The organism is Pantoea sp. T14 (assembly GCF_036663535.1).
Taxonomy (GTDB): domain Bacteria; phylum Pseudomonadota; class Gammaproteobacteria; order Enterobacterales; family Enterobacteriaceae; genus Pantoea; species Pantoea phytostimulans.
The window spans coordinates 21,967-36,119 of the sequence record NZ_JAWUEB010000005.1 but is presented as its reverse complement, the minus strand read 5'-3'; the positions used below and the strand labels follow the sequence as shown (position 1 = coordinate 36,119).

At 52.0% G+C, this 14,153-nt stretch carries 14 protein-coding genes; all 14 read right to left on the bottom strand.

Translation table 11 applies throughout. From position 1 onward, the window contains the following. Positions 1-24 precede the first annotated feature (24 nt). A complete protein-coding gene (gene pstA, locus SC127_RS01280; RefSeq protein ID WP_243079810.1) occupies positions 25-915 on the bottom strand; it encodes a phosphate ABC transporter permease PstA in 891 nt (296 codons plus the stop codon). Further along, the gene (gene pstC, locus SC127_RS01275) at positions 912-1,874 is read right to left on the bottom strand and encodes a phosphate ABC transporter permease PstC (RefSeq protein ID WP_332624910.1); all 963 of its coding nucleotides are present in this window, start codon (positions 1,872-1,874) and stop codon (positions 912-914) included. Before pstC ends, pstA begins: the two co-directional genes overlap by 4 nt. Positions 1,875-1,961: 87 nt before the next feature. After that, on the bottom strand, positions 1,962-3,005 hold the full coding sequence (gene pstS / locus SC127_RS01270; RefSeq protein WP_215848095.1) for a phosphate ABC transporter substrate-binding protein PstS: 1,044 nt from the start codon (positions 3,003-3,005) through the stop codon (positions 1,962-1,964). 165 nt (positions 3,006-3,170) lie between these two features. Further along, positions 3,171-5,000 carry a glutamine--fructose-6-phosphate transaminase (isomerizing) gene (glmS, locus tag SC127_RS01265; RefSeq protein WP_243079812.1) on the bottom strand — a complete coding sequence of 610 codons (1,830 nt, stop codon included), beginning with the start codon at positions 4,998-5,000 and terminating at the stop codon, positions 3,171-3,173. A gap of 146 nt (positions 5,001-5,146) precedes the next feature. Beyond that, on the bottom strand, positions 5,147-6,517 hold the full coding sequence (glmU, locus tag SC127_RS01260; RefSeq protein ID WP_332624909.1) for a bifunctional UDP-N-acetylglucosamine diphosphorylase/glucosamine-1-phosphate N-acetyltransferase GlmU: 1,371 nt from the start codon (positions 6,515-6,517) through the stop codon (positions 5,147-5,149). 162 nt (positions 6,518-6,679) lie between these two features. Beyond that, positions 6,680-7,099, bottom strand: coding sequence for a F0F1 ATP synthase subunit epsilon (locus SC127_RS01255; RefSeq protein WP_215848098.1), 420 nt, complete (start codon positions 7,097-7,099; stop codon positions 6,680-6,682). 24 nt (positions 7,100-7,123) lie between these two features. Next, positions 7,124-8,521 carry a F0F1 ATP synthase subunit beta gene (gene atpD / locus SC127_RS01250; protein WP_215848099.1) on the bottom strand — a complete coding sequence of 466 codons (1,398 nt, stop codon included), beginning with the start codon at positions 8,519-8,521 and terminating at the stop codon, positions 7,124-7,126. Positions 8,522-8,551: 30 nt separating this feature from the next. Continuing rightward, complete coding sequence (gene atpG / locus SC127_RS01245; protein ID WP_215848100.1) at positions 8,552-9,418, bottom strand: F0F1 ATP synthase subunit gamma; 867 nt, start codon at positions 9,416-9,418, stop codon at positions 8,552-8,554. A 52-nt stretch (positions 9,419-9,470) separates the two neighbouring features. Continuing rightward, complete coding sequence (atpA, locus tag SC127_RS01240; protein ID WP_215848101.1) at positions 9,471-11,012, bottom strand: F0F1 ATP synthase subunit alpha; 1,542 nt, start codon at positions 11,010-11,012, stop codon at positions 9,471-9,473. Between the two features lie 14 nt (positions 11,013-11,026). Further along, on the bottom strand, positions 11,027-11,560 hold the full coding sequence (atpH, locus tag SC127_RS01235) for a F0F1 ATP synthase subunit delta (protein ID WP_215848102.1): 534 nt from the start codon (positions 11,558-11,560) through the stop codon (positions 11,027-11,029). A gap of 14 nt (positions 11,561-11,574) precedes the next feature. Beyond that, a complete protein-coding gene (gene atpF, locus SC127_RS01230) occupies positions 11,575-12,045 on the bottom strand; it encodes a F0F1 ATP synthase subunit B (RefSeq protein ID WP_215848103.1) in 471 nt (156 codons plus the stop codon). A gap of 104 nt (positions 12,046-12,149) precedes the next feature. After that, positions 12,150-12,389: a F0F1 ATP synthase subunit C gene (gene atpE, locus SC127_RS01225; protein WP_003849523.1), complete on the bottom strand. Its 240-nt coding sequence runs from the start codon at positions 12,387-12,389 to the stop codon at positions 12,150-12,152. Between the two features lie 48 nt (positions 12,390-12,437). Further along, entirely contained in the window at positions 12,438-13,256 is an 819-nt protein-coding gene (atpB, locus tag SC127_RS01220; RefSeq protein WP_215848104.1) for a F0F1 ATP synthase subunit A, read from the bottom strand. Between the two features lie 8 nt (positions 13,257-13,264). Further along, positions 13,265-13,645: a F0F1 ATP synthase subunit I gene (atpI, locus tag SC127_RS01215; RefSeq protein ID WP_215848105.1), complete on the bottom strand. Its 381-nt coding sequence runs from the start codon at positions 13,643-13,645 to the stop codon at positions 13,265-13,267. Between the last annotated feature and the right edge of the window lie 508 nt (positions 13,646-14,153).

Genomic DNA, 14,153 nt, shown 5'->3' with positions numbered 1-14,153 from the left:
TGCCGCGCAAGGCAGCACCGGAAGTTAACCGTGTTTACCTTTGGCGAAAATCACACGCGCTATGATATTCAGTAGCAGCACGCACAAGGTAATAATCAGTACGCCAGCCCAGGCCAGGCTCTGCCATTCGGCAAACGGGCTCATAGCGAATTTAAAAATGGTGACCGGCAAGTTAGCCAGCGGCTGCATCATGTCGGTGCTCCAGAACTGGTTCGACAGCGCAGTAAACAGCAGCGGTGCGGTTTCACCGGCGATACGCGCGATGGCCAGCAGCACACCGGTGATAATGCCCGACACCGAGGCTTTTAGCGTGATGGCTGAGATCATCTTCCATTTTGGCGTACCCAGCGCGTAAGCCGCTTCTCGCATGGTATCGGGTACCAATCGCAGCATATTTTCCGTAGTACGGATCACGATCGGGACCTGTAACAGTGCCAATGCAATCACACCAGCCCAACCGGAGAAGTGCTGCATCTGCGCCACCACGATGGTGTAGACAAACAGGCCGACCACAATCGACGGCGCTGACAGCAGAATGTCGTTGATGAAACGAATCACTTCCGCCAACCAGTGTTTACGCCCATATTCAGCCAGGTAAACGCCCGCCAGGATGCCCAGCGGTGTACCGAAAAAGGTCGACCAGAAAATCAGCAGGCCGCTGCCCGCTAAAGCATTGGCTAAACCGCCGCCTGCCGTATTCGGTGGCGGCGTGGATTCGGTAAACAGTTCCCACGACAAACCATCCAGCCCGCGTGAAACGGTGGTATAGAGAATCCATACCAGCCAGAACAGGCCAAAAACCATGGTCAGTAGCGACAGCGTCAGCGCAATCTTGTTTTTTGTACTGCGCCAGGACTGCATTTTGCGGCGTGACTGCTCAAGCTCAGTGCGCGCCTGCAATTCAATTGTTGTCATGAGCGCGCTCCTTCACTTTTCGCCAGGCGTAAAATCATCAATTTAGAAATCGCCAAAACGATAAACGTGATCACAAACAGGATCAGACCCAGCTCCATCAGTGCGGCAACGTGAACGCCGGACTCTGCCTCCGCGAACTCATTCGCCAACGCCGAGGTAATGCTGTTACCCGGCATAAACAACGAGGCACTATCGAGTTGGTAGGTGTTCCCGATGATAAAGGTCACTGCCATGGTTTCACCGAGGGCGCGGCCCAGCCCCAACATGATGCCGCCAATCACACCGTTTTTGGTGAACGGCAGCACGATGCGCCAGATCACTTCCCAAGTGGTGCAACCGATGCCGTAAGCAGACTCTTTCATCATCACCGGGGTTTGCTCAAACACATCACGCATCACCGAGGCGATGTAAGGGATGATCATGATGGCGAGGATCACGCCTGCCGCGAGGATACCAATACCGAAAGCCGGGCCGGTAAACAGCTCGCCAACAATCGGAATGCCTGACAGCACTTCACCCACCGGCGTCTGAAAGTACTCTGCAAACAGCGGAGCGAAAACAAACAGGCCCCACATGCCGTAAACGATACTTGGAATGGCCGCCAGCAATTCGATGGCAGTACCGAGCGGGCGACGTAACCAGTTCGGAGAGAGTTCAGTCAGGAACAGCGCAATACCAAAACTCACCGGTACCGCAATGACCAAGGCGATGACAGAGGTAACGATAGTGCCGTAGATCGGTACCAGCGCACCAAATTGTTCGTTAGGCGCATCCCAGGTTTTGGTCCATAAAAATGAGAAACCAAATTTCTGAATGCTTGGCCAGGAGGAGATAATCAGGGAGACAATAATGCCGCCCATCAGCAACAGCACAATGATCGCGGAGAGTTTTACCAGCGCGCCGAAAATCTTGTCGCCTTGCTTGCCTGGAGCTTTGAATGCCGGCTTCGTTGCAGCCATAGAAGTCTCAGTCTTCAGAGGTTATCAGGGCGGCTCAACGCCGCCCATGAGGTCTGAACGAACAGATGTCCGATCAGGGTCATTCACTTACTGGTAAAGCGCTTTGCCAGAACTGTCTTTGATATTGGCTTTCCAGGCAGAGCGAATTTGTTCAGTCACGCTGTCTGGCAAGGTGGCGTAATCCAGGCTGGTGGCGGTTTTATCACCATTTTTATAGGCCCAGTCGAAGAACTTCAGCACTTCGCTACCTTTGTCAGCGTTAGCCTGATCCTTGTACAGCAAAATGAACGTGGTTGAAGAGATTGGCCAGGCGTCGTCGCCTTTCTGGAACGTCAGATCCTGGGCAAAAGATTTGCTCCAGTCTGCGCCTTTCGCGGCATTGCTGAAGCTGGTTTCGCTTGGTGCAACCGCTTTGCCATCGGCATCCATCAGCTTGGTGTACGTCAGGTTGTTCTGTTTGGCATAGGCATATTCAACGTAACCAATTGAACCAGGCAGACGCTGTACAAACGCCGCCACGCCATCGTTCCCTTTTCCGCCTAAACCGGTCGGCCAGTTAACGGTGTTGCCTTTACCAATTTTGCTGTTCCACTCTTCATTCACTTTCGCCAGGTAGCTGGTGAAAACGAATGAGGTGCCGGAACCGTCAGCGCGGCGAACCACGTTGATGTTAGTTTCTGGCAGTTTGACGCCTGGGTTCAGCTTGGTAATCGCCGGATCGTTCCACTTTTTAATGGTGCCCAGATAGATGTCGCCGACGGTTTTGCCATCCAGCGTCAGTTCGCCCGATTTGATGCCCGGCAGGTTAACCGCCAGCACTACACCACCGATCACGGTTGGAAACTGGAACAGGCCATTTTTTTGCAGATCTTCATCTTTCATTGGCGCATCTGACGCACCAAAATCCACGGTCTTGGCGATAATTTGTTTCACGCCACCCGAAGAACCAATACCCTGATAGTTGATTTTGCTACCTGTGGCTTGCTGATATTCTGCTGCCCACTTGGCATAAACCGGCGCCGGGAACGTCCCGCCTGCGCCCGTCAGATCGGTGGCTGCATAAGCAGAGACCGCGCTTACGGCGAAGGTGGCGGCGAGGATTCGGGCTACGGTGCTACGCATCAGTGTCATGTTCCCTCCAGGGGAGTTAATCTCAGGCTCAAAGCCGTTTTAGTAAGATTTTGTGATTGCTGCTGGAGGGAAAATAGGACAGTTTGGTTACAGTGAAATGTACGAAATATGACAGTTATATGACAGCGTGCAGAAATGAAGCGGGCCCACATCGGGGCCCGTTTTTTATTCCACCGTAACCGATTTTGCCAGGTTACGCGGTTGGTCGACGTCGGTGCCTTTGATCAACGCGACGTGATAAGAGAGCAGTTGGAGCGGCACGGTGTAGAAGATTGGCGCAATCACCTCTTCCACATGCGGCAATGGAATGATCTTCATTCCTTCGCTGTCGCTGAAACCGGCATCTTGATCGGCAAACACATACAGCAAACCGCCGCGTGCGCGAACTTCCTCTATGTTCGACTTCAGTTTTTCCAGCAGCTCATTGTTCGGCGCGACCACAATCACAGGCATATCCGCATCAATCAGTGCCAGCGGGCCATGTTTCAGTTCACCTGCCGCATAGGCTTCTGCATGAATATAGGAGATCTCTTTCAATTTCAGCGCCCCTTCCATCGCGATCGGGTATTGATCGCCACGGCCAAGGAACAGCGCATGATGTTTATCAGAGAAACCTTCAGCCAGGTTTTCGATCAGCTTATCCTGCGCCAGCATCTGTTCAATGCGGCTTGGCAGCGCTTGTAGACCGTGCACAATTTCATGTTCAGTCTCAACAGACATACCATTCAGGCGACCCAGCTTTGCCACCAGCATCAGCAACACAGCGAGCTGGGTAGTAAACGCTTTGGTCGATGCCACACCGATTTCAGTGCCCGCTTTGGTCATTAACGCTAAATCAGATTCACGCACCAGCGATGAACCCGCTACGTTGCACACCGCCAACGAACCGAGATAGCCCAGCTCTTTAGACAGGCGCAGCGCGGCCAGCGTGTCGGCAGTTTCACCCGACTGTGACAAGGTGATCAGCAGGCTATTTTTGCGCACCGCCGATTTGCGATAGCGAAATTCAGAGGCGATTTCCACATCACAAGGAATATTAGCCAGCGACTCAAACCAGTAGCGCGACACCATCCCCGAGTTGTATGACGTGCCGCAGGCAATAATCTGGATATGCTCAACCTGGCTCAGCAATGTTTCGGCTTGTGGGCCCAATTCGCTGAGATCAACTTCTCCGTGGCTAAAACGACCGGTTAAGGTGTTTTTGATCGCCATTGGCTGCTCGTAAATCTCTTTCTGCATATAGTGGCGATAGATGCCTTTGTCACCCGCATCGTACTGCACGTTCGATTCAATTTCTGCACGCGTGACCTGCTGGCCTGCGCGATCAAGAATAGTCACGTCGCGGCGAGTCACTTCAGCGATATCGCCCTCTTCCAGGTAGATGAAGCGACGCGTTACCGGCAGCAGCGCCAGCTGATCGGAGGCGATAAAGTTTTCGCCCACGCCACGTCCAATCACCAGCGGACTGCCCGAACGAGCCGCCACCAGCAGCGAGGGATCGCGGCTGTCCATGATTACCATGCCATACGCACCACGCAGCTGAGGAATGACACGCAATACCACTTCACGCAGCGATCCGCCCTGCTTCTGCTCCCAATGCACCAGATGCGCCACCACTTCGGTATCGGTTTCTGAGGCAAAGTGATAACCGCGACCGATCAGCAATTCACGCAGCGGTTCATGGTTCTCAATAATGCCGTTGTGCACGATGATGATGTGCTCTGAAATATGCGGATGCGCATTGGCCTCTGAGGGTTCACCGTGCGTTGCCCAACGCGTGTGAGCAATCCCGGTACCCCCGATTAGCGGCTGCTGTTCTGCGGCTTCAGCCAGTTTGTGTACTTTTCCTAAACGACGCAGGCGCGTGACGTGCCCTTGGCGATCCACCACGGCCAAACCTGCCGAGTCATACCCGCGATACTCAAGACGACGCAGACCCTCTAACAGAATTTCTGCGATATCGCGTTGTGCTACTGCACCAACAATTCCACACATAATAGTTTCCTGACTTCATGGCTCTTCGCCATTTTCGTTGTCATACGACCTGATTTCCGGCTTTGCCGGTTCCCCGAGCCTTGTAGAGAGTGGGGATTATAGTTTTGGACGTGCAGCGGCTCGCTCAAGGCGAGCCGTAAAAAAATTTATTTTTTCTTCTGCGGACGTTGCCATCCCGCTTTGTGATTCTGCTCTTTACGGTTATAGACCAGCTCAGCGCCAGTGACATCCTTCATTACCGTGGTACCTGCCGCGATTGTCGCCCCCGCAGCCACCGTTACCGGTGCGACCAGTTGCGTATCCGAACCAACAAAGACGTCATCACCGATAATAGTTTTAGACTTATTCGCGCCGTCGTAATTACAAGTGATGGTACCTGCGCCAATGTTTACATTAGCGCCAATCTCAGCGTCGCCCAGATAAGAGAGGTGGCCTGCTTTAGAGCCTTTGCCCAAGCGCGCTTTTTTCATTTCGACAAAGTTGCCAACGTGCGCGGCTTGCGCCAGCTCGCTGCCGGGACGCAGGCGAGCGAAAGGACCCACCGTACATTCCTGAGCGAGATTCGCATCCTCGATCACCGAATAGGGGCTGATTTCGCAATCATCGCCAATCACACTGTTTTTAATGATGCAGCCCGCACCGATTTTAACGCGATGGCCCAACGTCACCTGACCTTCAATAATGACGTTAGTATCGATTTCGATATCGCGACCGTGTGCCAGCGTACCGCGCAGATCAAAGCGCGCCGGATCGCGCAGCATAACCCCAGCCAACAGCAGCTTCTCCGCTTGTTCAGCTTGATAGGTGCGTTCCAGGGTTGCGAGTTGCAGGCGGTTATTCACGCCATCCGTTTCGCTGATGCGTGCCGGATGCACCGCATTGATCAGTCGGCCTTCCTGGTGCGCTAACGCAATAATGTCAGTGATGTAATATTCACCCTGCGCATTGTTGTTGGTGAGCTGTGCCAACCAGCGTTTTAAATCACCGCCATTGGCGATCAGGATGCCAGTGTTGATTTCATTAATAGAGAGTTGTGTAGGTGTGGCGTCTTTTTGTTCAATAATTCCAACGATTGTTTCATTCTCACGCACAATGCGGCCATATCCGCTTGGATTATCTAGCACTACTGTGAGTAATCCGATACCACCTTGTGGTTTCGCATCACGTAAACGCTGTAACGTGGCCTCTGATATAAGAGGAACGTCTCCGTACAGCATCAGAATGTCTTCATCGTCGGCAAAAAATGGCGCTGCCTGCTGCATTGCATGGCCAGTGCCTAATTGCTCAGCCTGTAATACCCAGTTCAAGGCACTGTCGGTTAACGTTGCTTTGAGTCGATCGCCGCCGTGCCCATAAACCAGATGAACATGCTGCGCACCAAGACCTTTGGCGGCGTCAATCACATGCTGAACCATCGGCTTACCTGCCAAAGTATGTAAAACTTTTGGCACATCGGAATACATACGTGTGCCCTTGCCAGCGGCAAGGATCACCACACTCATCGCGCTAATAGACATAATCATCCTGACTGAATTTTTGACTGCGGAAAGTTAAACGGTTTAGGGTTGAGATTACTACATTTTTCTCGGGCCGAAATTAGGTAGGCTCTTGCTTCATGGCTTTTAGACAAAAAAAATGCCAGCCCAAAGGGCTGGCATTTCGTGACGCATAAAGCCGGATTACATCGCTTTTTTGGTCAGCTCGATCACGCGCAGTTTAGCAATGGCTTTCGCCAGCTCGGCAGAGGCTTGAGCATAATCCACGTCGCCGTGGCTGCTGTTGATGTGCTCTTCTGCTTTACGTTTTGCTTCCAGAGCACGCGCTTCGTCCAGATCGGTACCGCGAATTGCGGTATCGGCCAGAACGGTGCTGCTACCCGGCTGCACTTCCAGCACGCCGCCAGAGAGGTAAATAAACTCCTCTTCGCCGTGCTGTTTCACGATACGGATCATTCCAGGCTTAATGGCAGTCAGAAGCGGGGCGTGACCAGGAAAAATCCCCAGCTCACCTTCGCTACCTGACACCTGGATTTTCTGTACCAGACCAGAGAATAACTGCTGCTCTGCGCTGACAACATCCAGGTGATAAGTCATAGCCATATCTTTCCTCCCGGGAAACCGTTATTACAGTTTCTTCGCTTTTTCTACCGCTTCGTCGATAGAACCGACCATGTAGAAAGCCTGCTCTGGCAGGTGGTCGAATTCACCGTCCATGATGCCTTTAAAGCCACGGATGGTGTCTTTCAGCGAAACGTATTTGCCCGGTGAACCGGTAAATACTTCGGCCACGAAGAACGGCTGAGACAGGAAGCGCTGAATCTTACGCGCACGTGCCACCAGCAGTTTGTCTTCTTCAGACAGCTCGTCCATACCAAGGATGGCGATGATGTCTTTCAGTTCTTGATAACGCTGCAGCAGTGACTGCACGCCACGAGCAACATCGTAGTGCTCCTGACCAACAACCAACGGATCCAGCTGACGGCTGGTAGAGTCCAGCGGATCAACTGCTGGGTAGATACCCAGAGAAGCGATCTGACGGCTCAGCGTTACGGTTGAGTCTAAGTGGGCGAAGGTGGTCGCTGGAGACGGGTCAGTCAAGTCATCCGCAGGAACGTAAACGGCCTGAACAGAGGTGATTGAACCGGTCTTGGTGGAGGTAATACGCTCCTGCAACACACCCATCTCTTCTGCCAGCGTTGGCTGATAACCTACCGCAGATGGCATACGACCCAACAGAGCAGATACTTCCGTACCGGCCAGGGTATAACGATAGATGTTGTCGATGAACAGCAGAACGTCGCGGCCTTCATCACGGAATTTTTCCGCCATGGTCAGACCGGTCAGTGCAACGCGCAGACGGTTACCCGGCGGCTCGTTCATCTGGCCATACACCAGTGCAACTTTATCGATAACGTTGGAGTCAGTCATTTCGTGGTAGAAGTCGTTACCCTCACGAGTACGCTCACCCACACCAGCAAATACCGAATAACCTGAGTGCTCAGCCGCGATGTTACGGATCAGCTCCATCATGTTTACGGTTTTACCTACACCCGCACCACCGAACAGACCGACTTTACCGCCCTTAGCGAACGGACACATCAGGTCGATAACCTTGATGCCGGTTTCCAGCAATTCCTGCGAGTTTGACTGATCTTCATAAGAAGGTGCTGCGCGGTGAATAGAGGCGATCTCTACTGCACTGCCGTCTTCTTCTTTCAGCTCGCCTTTCATGTCGATTGGCTCGCCCAGCACGTTCATGATACGGCCCAGGGTCGCTTTACCGACGGGAACCTGAATCGGTTTCTGCAGGTCGTTAACTGCCAGACCACGCTTCAGACCGTCAGACGTACCCATTGCGATGGTACGTACTACGCCGCCGCCCAGCTGCTGCTGTACTTCCAGCACCAGACGAGCATCACCATTCTGAACCTCGAGGGCGCTGTACACTTTTGGTACCGCGTCCTGAGGGAATTCGACGTCAACAACGGCGCCGATAATCTGGACAATCTTTCCAGTTGCCATCTTGAATCCTCTACCTAATTCCAAACCTGGTTAAACCGCGGAGGCCCCCGAGACGATCTCGGTAAGTTCCTGGGTGATGCTGGCCTGACGAGCTTTGTTGTATACCAACTGCAGCTCTTTGATCAGATTTCCGCCGTTATCGGTTGCGGCTTTCATCGCTACCATACGTGCGGCCTGCTCACTGGCCAGATTTTCCACCACACCCTGATACACCTGCGATTCGACATAACGACGCAGCAGGGTATCCAGCAGCGCTTTCGGATCGGGTTCGTACAGGTAATCCCAGGTCTTCGCCTTCATCTCTGCTTCACCTTCCGCTGGCGGTAACGGCAGCAGTTGGGTAATGGTCGGAGTCTGAGACATGGTGTTATTAAACTTGTTGCTGACGATATACAGCTTGTCGATGCGGCCTTCATCATAAGCCTGCAACATCACTTTTACTGGGCCAATCAGTTCTGACAGGGAAGGTTTATCTCCCATGCCGCTGACTTGCGCCACGATGTTGCCACCTACAGAGCCGAAGAATGACATCCCTTTGGAACCGATAATCGCCAGATCGCTCTGCACGCCTTTATCAGACCAGGATTTCATCTCTGCCAGCAATTTTTTGAACAGGTTAATGTTCAAACCACCACAAAGCCCGCGGTCAGTTGAAACGACCAGGTAGCCGACGCGCTTGACGTCACGCTCTTGCAGGTAAGGGTGCTTGTATTCCAGATTACCTAACGCAAGGTGACCAATCACTTTGCGCATGGTGTCTGCATACGGACGGCTGGCTGCCATGCGTTCCTGCGTTTTACGCATTTTGGAGGCGGCGACCATTTCCATCGCTTTGGTGATCTTCTGCGTATTTTTTACGCTTCCGATCTTACTACGTATCTCTTTTGCGCCGGCCATTAGCTTCTCCTCAAAGCCTTGCGGCTTGCCTTTTCAGACAAGCCGCCAGACATTACCAGGACTGGGTTGCTTTGAACGTATCGAGCAGGCCTTTCAGCTTCGCTTCGATTTCGTTGTTAAAGTTGCCAGATTGGTTGATTTCCTGCATCAGCTCGGCGTGATCGCGATCGGCGAAGGCCAGCAGTGCAGCTTCGAAGCTGCCGATTTTAGCAATTTCAACGTCGTTCAGATAACCGCGCTCAGCAGCGAACAGAACCAGACCCTGTTGCGCAACAGACATCGGCGCATACTGTTTCTGCTTCAGCAGCTCGGTCACTTTCTGACCGTGGCTCAGCTGTTTACGGGTTGCATCGTCCAGATCAGAAGCGAACTGCGAGAACGCAGCCAGTTCACGATACTGTGCCAGCGCGGTACGAATACCACCGGACAGTTTCTTGATGATCTTGGTCTGCGCTGCACCACCCACACGGGATACCGAAATACCTGGGTTAACGGCCGGACGAATACCGGAGTTAAACAGGTTGGATTCCAGGAAGATCTGACCATCAGTAATCGAGATTACGTTGGTCGGAACGAACGCAGAAACGTCACCCGCCTGAGTTTCGATGATTGGCAGCGCGGTCAGAGAACCGGTTTGGCCTTTCACTTCACCGTTGGTGAAACGCTCAACGTAATCAGCGCTTACGCGTGATGCACGTTCCAGCAGACGAGAGTGGAGATAGAACACGTCGCCAGGGAAAGCTTCACGACCTGGTGGACGGCGCAGCAGCAGTGAAATTTGACGGTAAGCGATAGCCTGCTTAGACAGGTCATCGTACACGATCAGTGCATCTTCACCGCGGTCACGGAAGTATTCGCCCATCGCACAACCTGCGTACGGAGACAGATACTGCAGTGCTGCAGATTCTGAAGCAGAAGCAACCACCACGATGGTGTTCGCCAATGCGCCATGCTCTTCCAGCTTACGCACCACGTTAGAAATGGTTGATGCTTTCTGACCAATCGCAACGTAGACACATTTAATGCCTGAATCACGCTGGTTGATAATGGCATCGATCGCCATCGCGGTTTTACCGGTCTGACGGTCACCGATGATCAGCTCACGCTGGCCACGGCCGATTGGAATCATCGCATCGACAGATTTGTAACCGGTTTGAACCGGCTGGTCGACTGACTGACGGTCGATAACACCCGGAGCAATCACTTCAACTGGCGAGAAGCCGTCGTTGTCGATTGCGCCTTTACCGTCAATAGGTGCACCCAGAGTGTTCACCACGCGGCCCAGCAGGCCACGGCCAACTGGAACTTCCAGGATACGGCCAGTACACTTAACTTTCATGCCTTCGGCAAGGTCAGAGTACGGACCCATCACCACTGCACCTACAGAGTCACGCTCGAGGTTCAGGGCGATAGCGTAACGGCTACCCGGCAGGGCAATCATCTCACCCTGCATGACATCGGCCAGGCCGTGTACGCGGATGATACCGTCACTTACAGAAACGATAGTACCTTCGTTGTGAGCTTCACTCACGACATTGAACTGAGCAATGCGCTGCTTGATCAGTTCGCTGATTTCGGTGGAATTCAGTTGCATATGCTCCAGTCCCCTTAAGACTGCAAGACGTCTGCCAGACGCTCAAGACGGCCGCGTACGCTGCCATCAATCACTAGATCACCCGAACGGATGATCACGCCTGCCATTACGGACTTATCAATTTTGCAATTCAGCTTAACTTTGCGTGACAGACGTTTTTCCATCGCGGTGCTGATTTTAGTCAGCTGGTCGTCACTCAGTGTACTGGCAGAAATCACGTCAACTTCCGCTGTCGCTTCATGGGCGTCACGCAGTTGAATGAATTGATCCAGTACAGCTGGAAGCGCTGTCAAACGTCCGTTTTCCGCCATCACCTTAATCAGGTTCTGCGCGGGTTCATCCAGTTGATCACCACAGACTGCGTTGAAAGAAGCAGACAAAGCTTCCGGCGCCAAAGCACCGGAAAGGAGTTCTGCCATCTGTTCATTGCGAGCCACTTCTGCGGCAAACGCCAACATTTTTTGCCAGCGTTCAATACTTTGATGCTCAACAGCAAAGTCAAAAGCTGCTTTGGCGTAGGGGCGAGCTACAGTAATTAGATCAGACATCAGCCCCTCCCTCCTTACAGTTCAGCGACCAGTTTATCAACGATGTCGCTGTTAGCAGCTTCATCCACGGAACGTTCGATGATCTTCTCGGCACCAGCTATTGCCAGCAACGCGACTTGCTTACGCAGTTCTTCACGTGCACGTTTACGCTCAGCATCAATTTCAGCCTGCGCTTGTTCAACGATTCGATTACGTTCGTTCTCAGCTTCGGTTTTGGCTTCGTCCATGATCTGCGCGCGACGCTTGTTCGCTTGCTCGATAATGACCTGGGCTTCTTCTTTGGCTTTTTTCAGCTGGTCGGTCGCATTAGCCTGCGCGAGATCCAAATCTTTCTTCGCGCGTTCAGCAGAAGCAAGGCCTTCAGCAATTTCTTTCTGGCGCTTTTCGATGGCAGCCATAATCGGTGGCCATACGTACTTCATGCAGAACGCGACAAACAGGATGAACGCGATGGCCTGGCCGAGGATTGTTGCATTAATGTTCACAGCACAATGCCTCTAATTAAGTATTTAACTTTTCTGCCGTTATCAAAGATAAACGGCAGAATCCGTTCACTCGTACACAACATGTGATGAGTGAACAAAGGGCTTTAGGCGACAGCAAACATCACGTAGAGACCCAGACCAACAGCGATCATCGGGATTGCATCCACCAGACCCATTACAACAAAGAACTGCGTGCGCAGCAGAGGAATCAGGTCAGGCTGACGAGCAGCGCCTTCCAGGAATTTTCCTCCGAGGATGCCGATACCGATCGCAGCACCGATTGCCGCCAGGCCCATCATCACAGCGGCAGCCATGTACAGCAGATCCATATTCAGGTTTTCCATGACAGTCTCCAGTTTGTTTCAGTTAAACGCTTAGTGTTGAGAAAAAAATCAATGTTCTTCAGATGCCATCGACAGATAGACAATCGTGAGGACCATGAAAATGAAAGCCTGTAGCGAAATGATCAGGATGTGGAAAATGGCCCAAGGCACATTCAGCAACCACTGTGACCACCACGGCAACAGACCGGCAATAAGGATAAAGATCAGCTCACCCGCATACATGTTACCGAACAGTCGCAAACCGAGAGAAACCGGTTTAGACAGCAGGCTCACACCTTCCAAAATCAGGTTGATAGGGATGAAGATCGGGTGATTAAAAGGCTGCAGCGTCAGCTCTTTCGTGAAGCCGCCAATGCCTTTCATTTTGATGCTGTAGAACAGAATCAAAATAAATACGCCCAACGCCATAGACAACGTGATGTTCACGTCTGCAGACGGCACGACGCGCAGCGCCGGCAGGCCTAAGAAATGCTCACCAATATATGGCAGCAGATCGATAGGTAGCAGATCCATGAAGTTCATCAAGAAGACCCAGACAAAAATTGTCAGAGCCAGCGGGGCGATAAGTTTGCTCTTACCGTGATACATGTCGCGAACGTTGTCATCAACGAACCCAACAACCAACTCGATAGCCGCTTGTAATTTCCCTGGCACACCGCTGGTGACGGTTTTCGCCACTTTACGGAACAACACCAGGAAAACCAGTCCCAGCACCAGAGAGAAAAACATGGAATCGATATTTAATACCCAGAACGTCGCGGGAGCGTCGTGCGGATTCACTAACTCGAAAGTACGCAGGTCCAGCTGAAGGTTATTCAGATGGTGTCCTATGTATTCTTGCGGAGTAGAGATTTCTCCTGCAGCCATGATGCCTCTTACCCTTTGTTGTTAATTACCGCCGGTGCCAACATCTGAACCACCAGCACCGATAACCAGGTTATTCCGAGAGGCCAGAAGACCGCTCCGAATACACCCAACGCCACAATGAGCAAAATGATGGTCGCGAACACTTTGGCTATTTCACCCAAAGCGAAGCTCCACGCGACTCGCCCCGAAGCCGGGGTTTGCCCCTGCAGGCGCCAGGCTAAAAACAAAAACAACACGTTTGGCAGCCAGGCTGCCGCTCCGCCAGCCAGAGCAGAAACGCCCCAGTGGACATCTTTCAGAGCAAAGAGTGCACCGATGATGACAGTCGTCACCAGCTGAATAACCAGCAGGGTTCGGGCGTATTTCACACTGTAAAGAGACACTGACATGACGCTGATACTCTCCTGCCCCGTTAGGGGTATGTCGCGTGTCGTATAAGACTGCCTTTACTCATTTGAGTCAAGCAGCAAAAGCCGTGCAAATTATACGGGCCGCACCTGCGATTTCAATCGCTAAGTAGCGAAAAGGTGAACAATTATTTAAATTTCTTTCCGAGCGCCTATTTTTCCAAAGATTAATCCGCTGGAATTGGCAGGCCATCTACTGAAAATGCAGCCAGGACTTGCTTTTAAAGCGTGCTTTAGATCACATAATAAGCATCTGACCTACAATAACTTTTGTGACAATACCCAATTTACCGTTTTTAACAGGCAGTTATTTATTTAACTATCATCAAGTTATAAATAGTGTCAGGTCGCAAATCTCTTATTATCGATAAAAACATGTTGTTGACATCGAAGAGTGCAATAAGAGTGCGTAATTCATATTACGCACGCCAAGTTATTACTGCGATATATTTTCCGACGTGACTATCAGTATTCAGATGAACGGCAATAT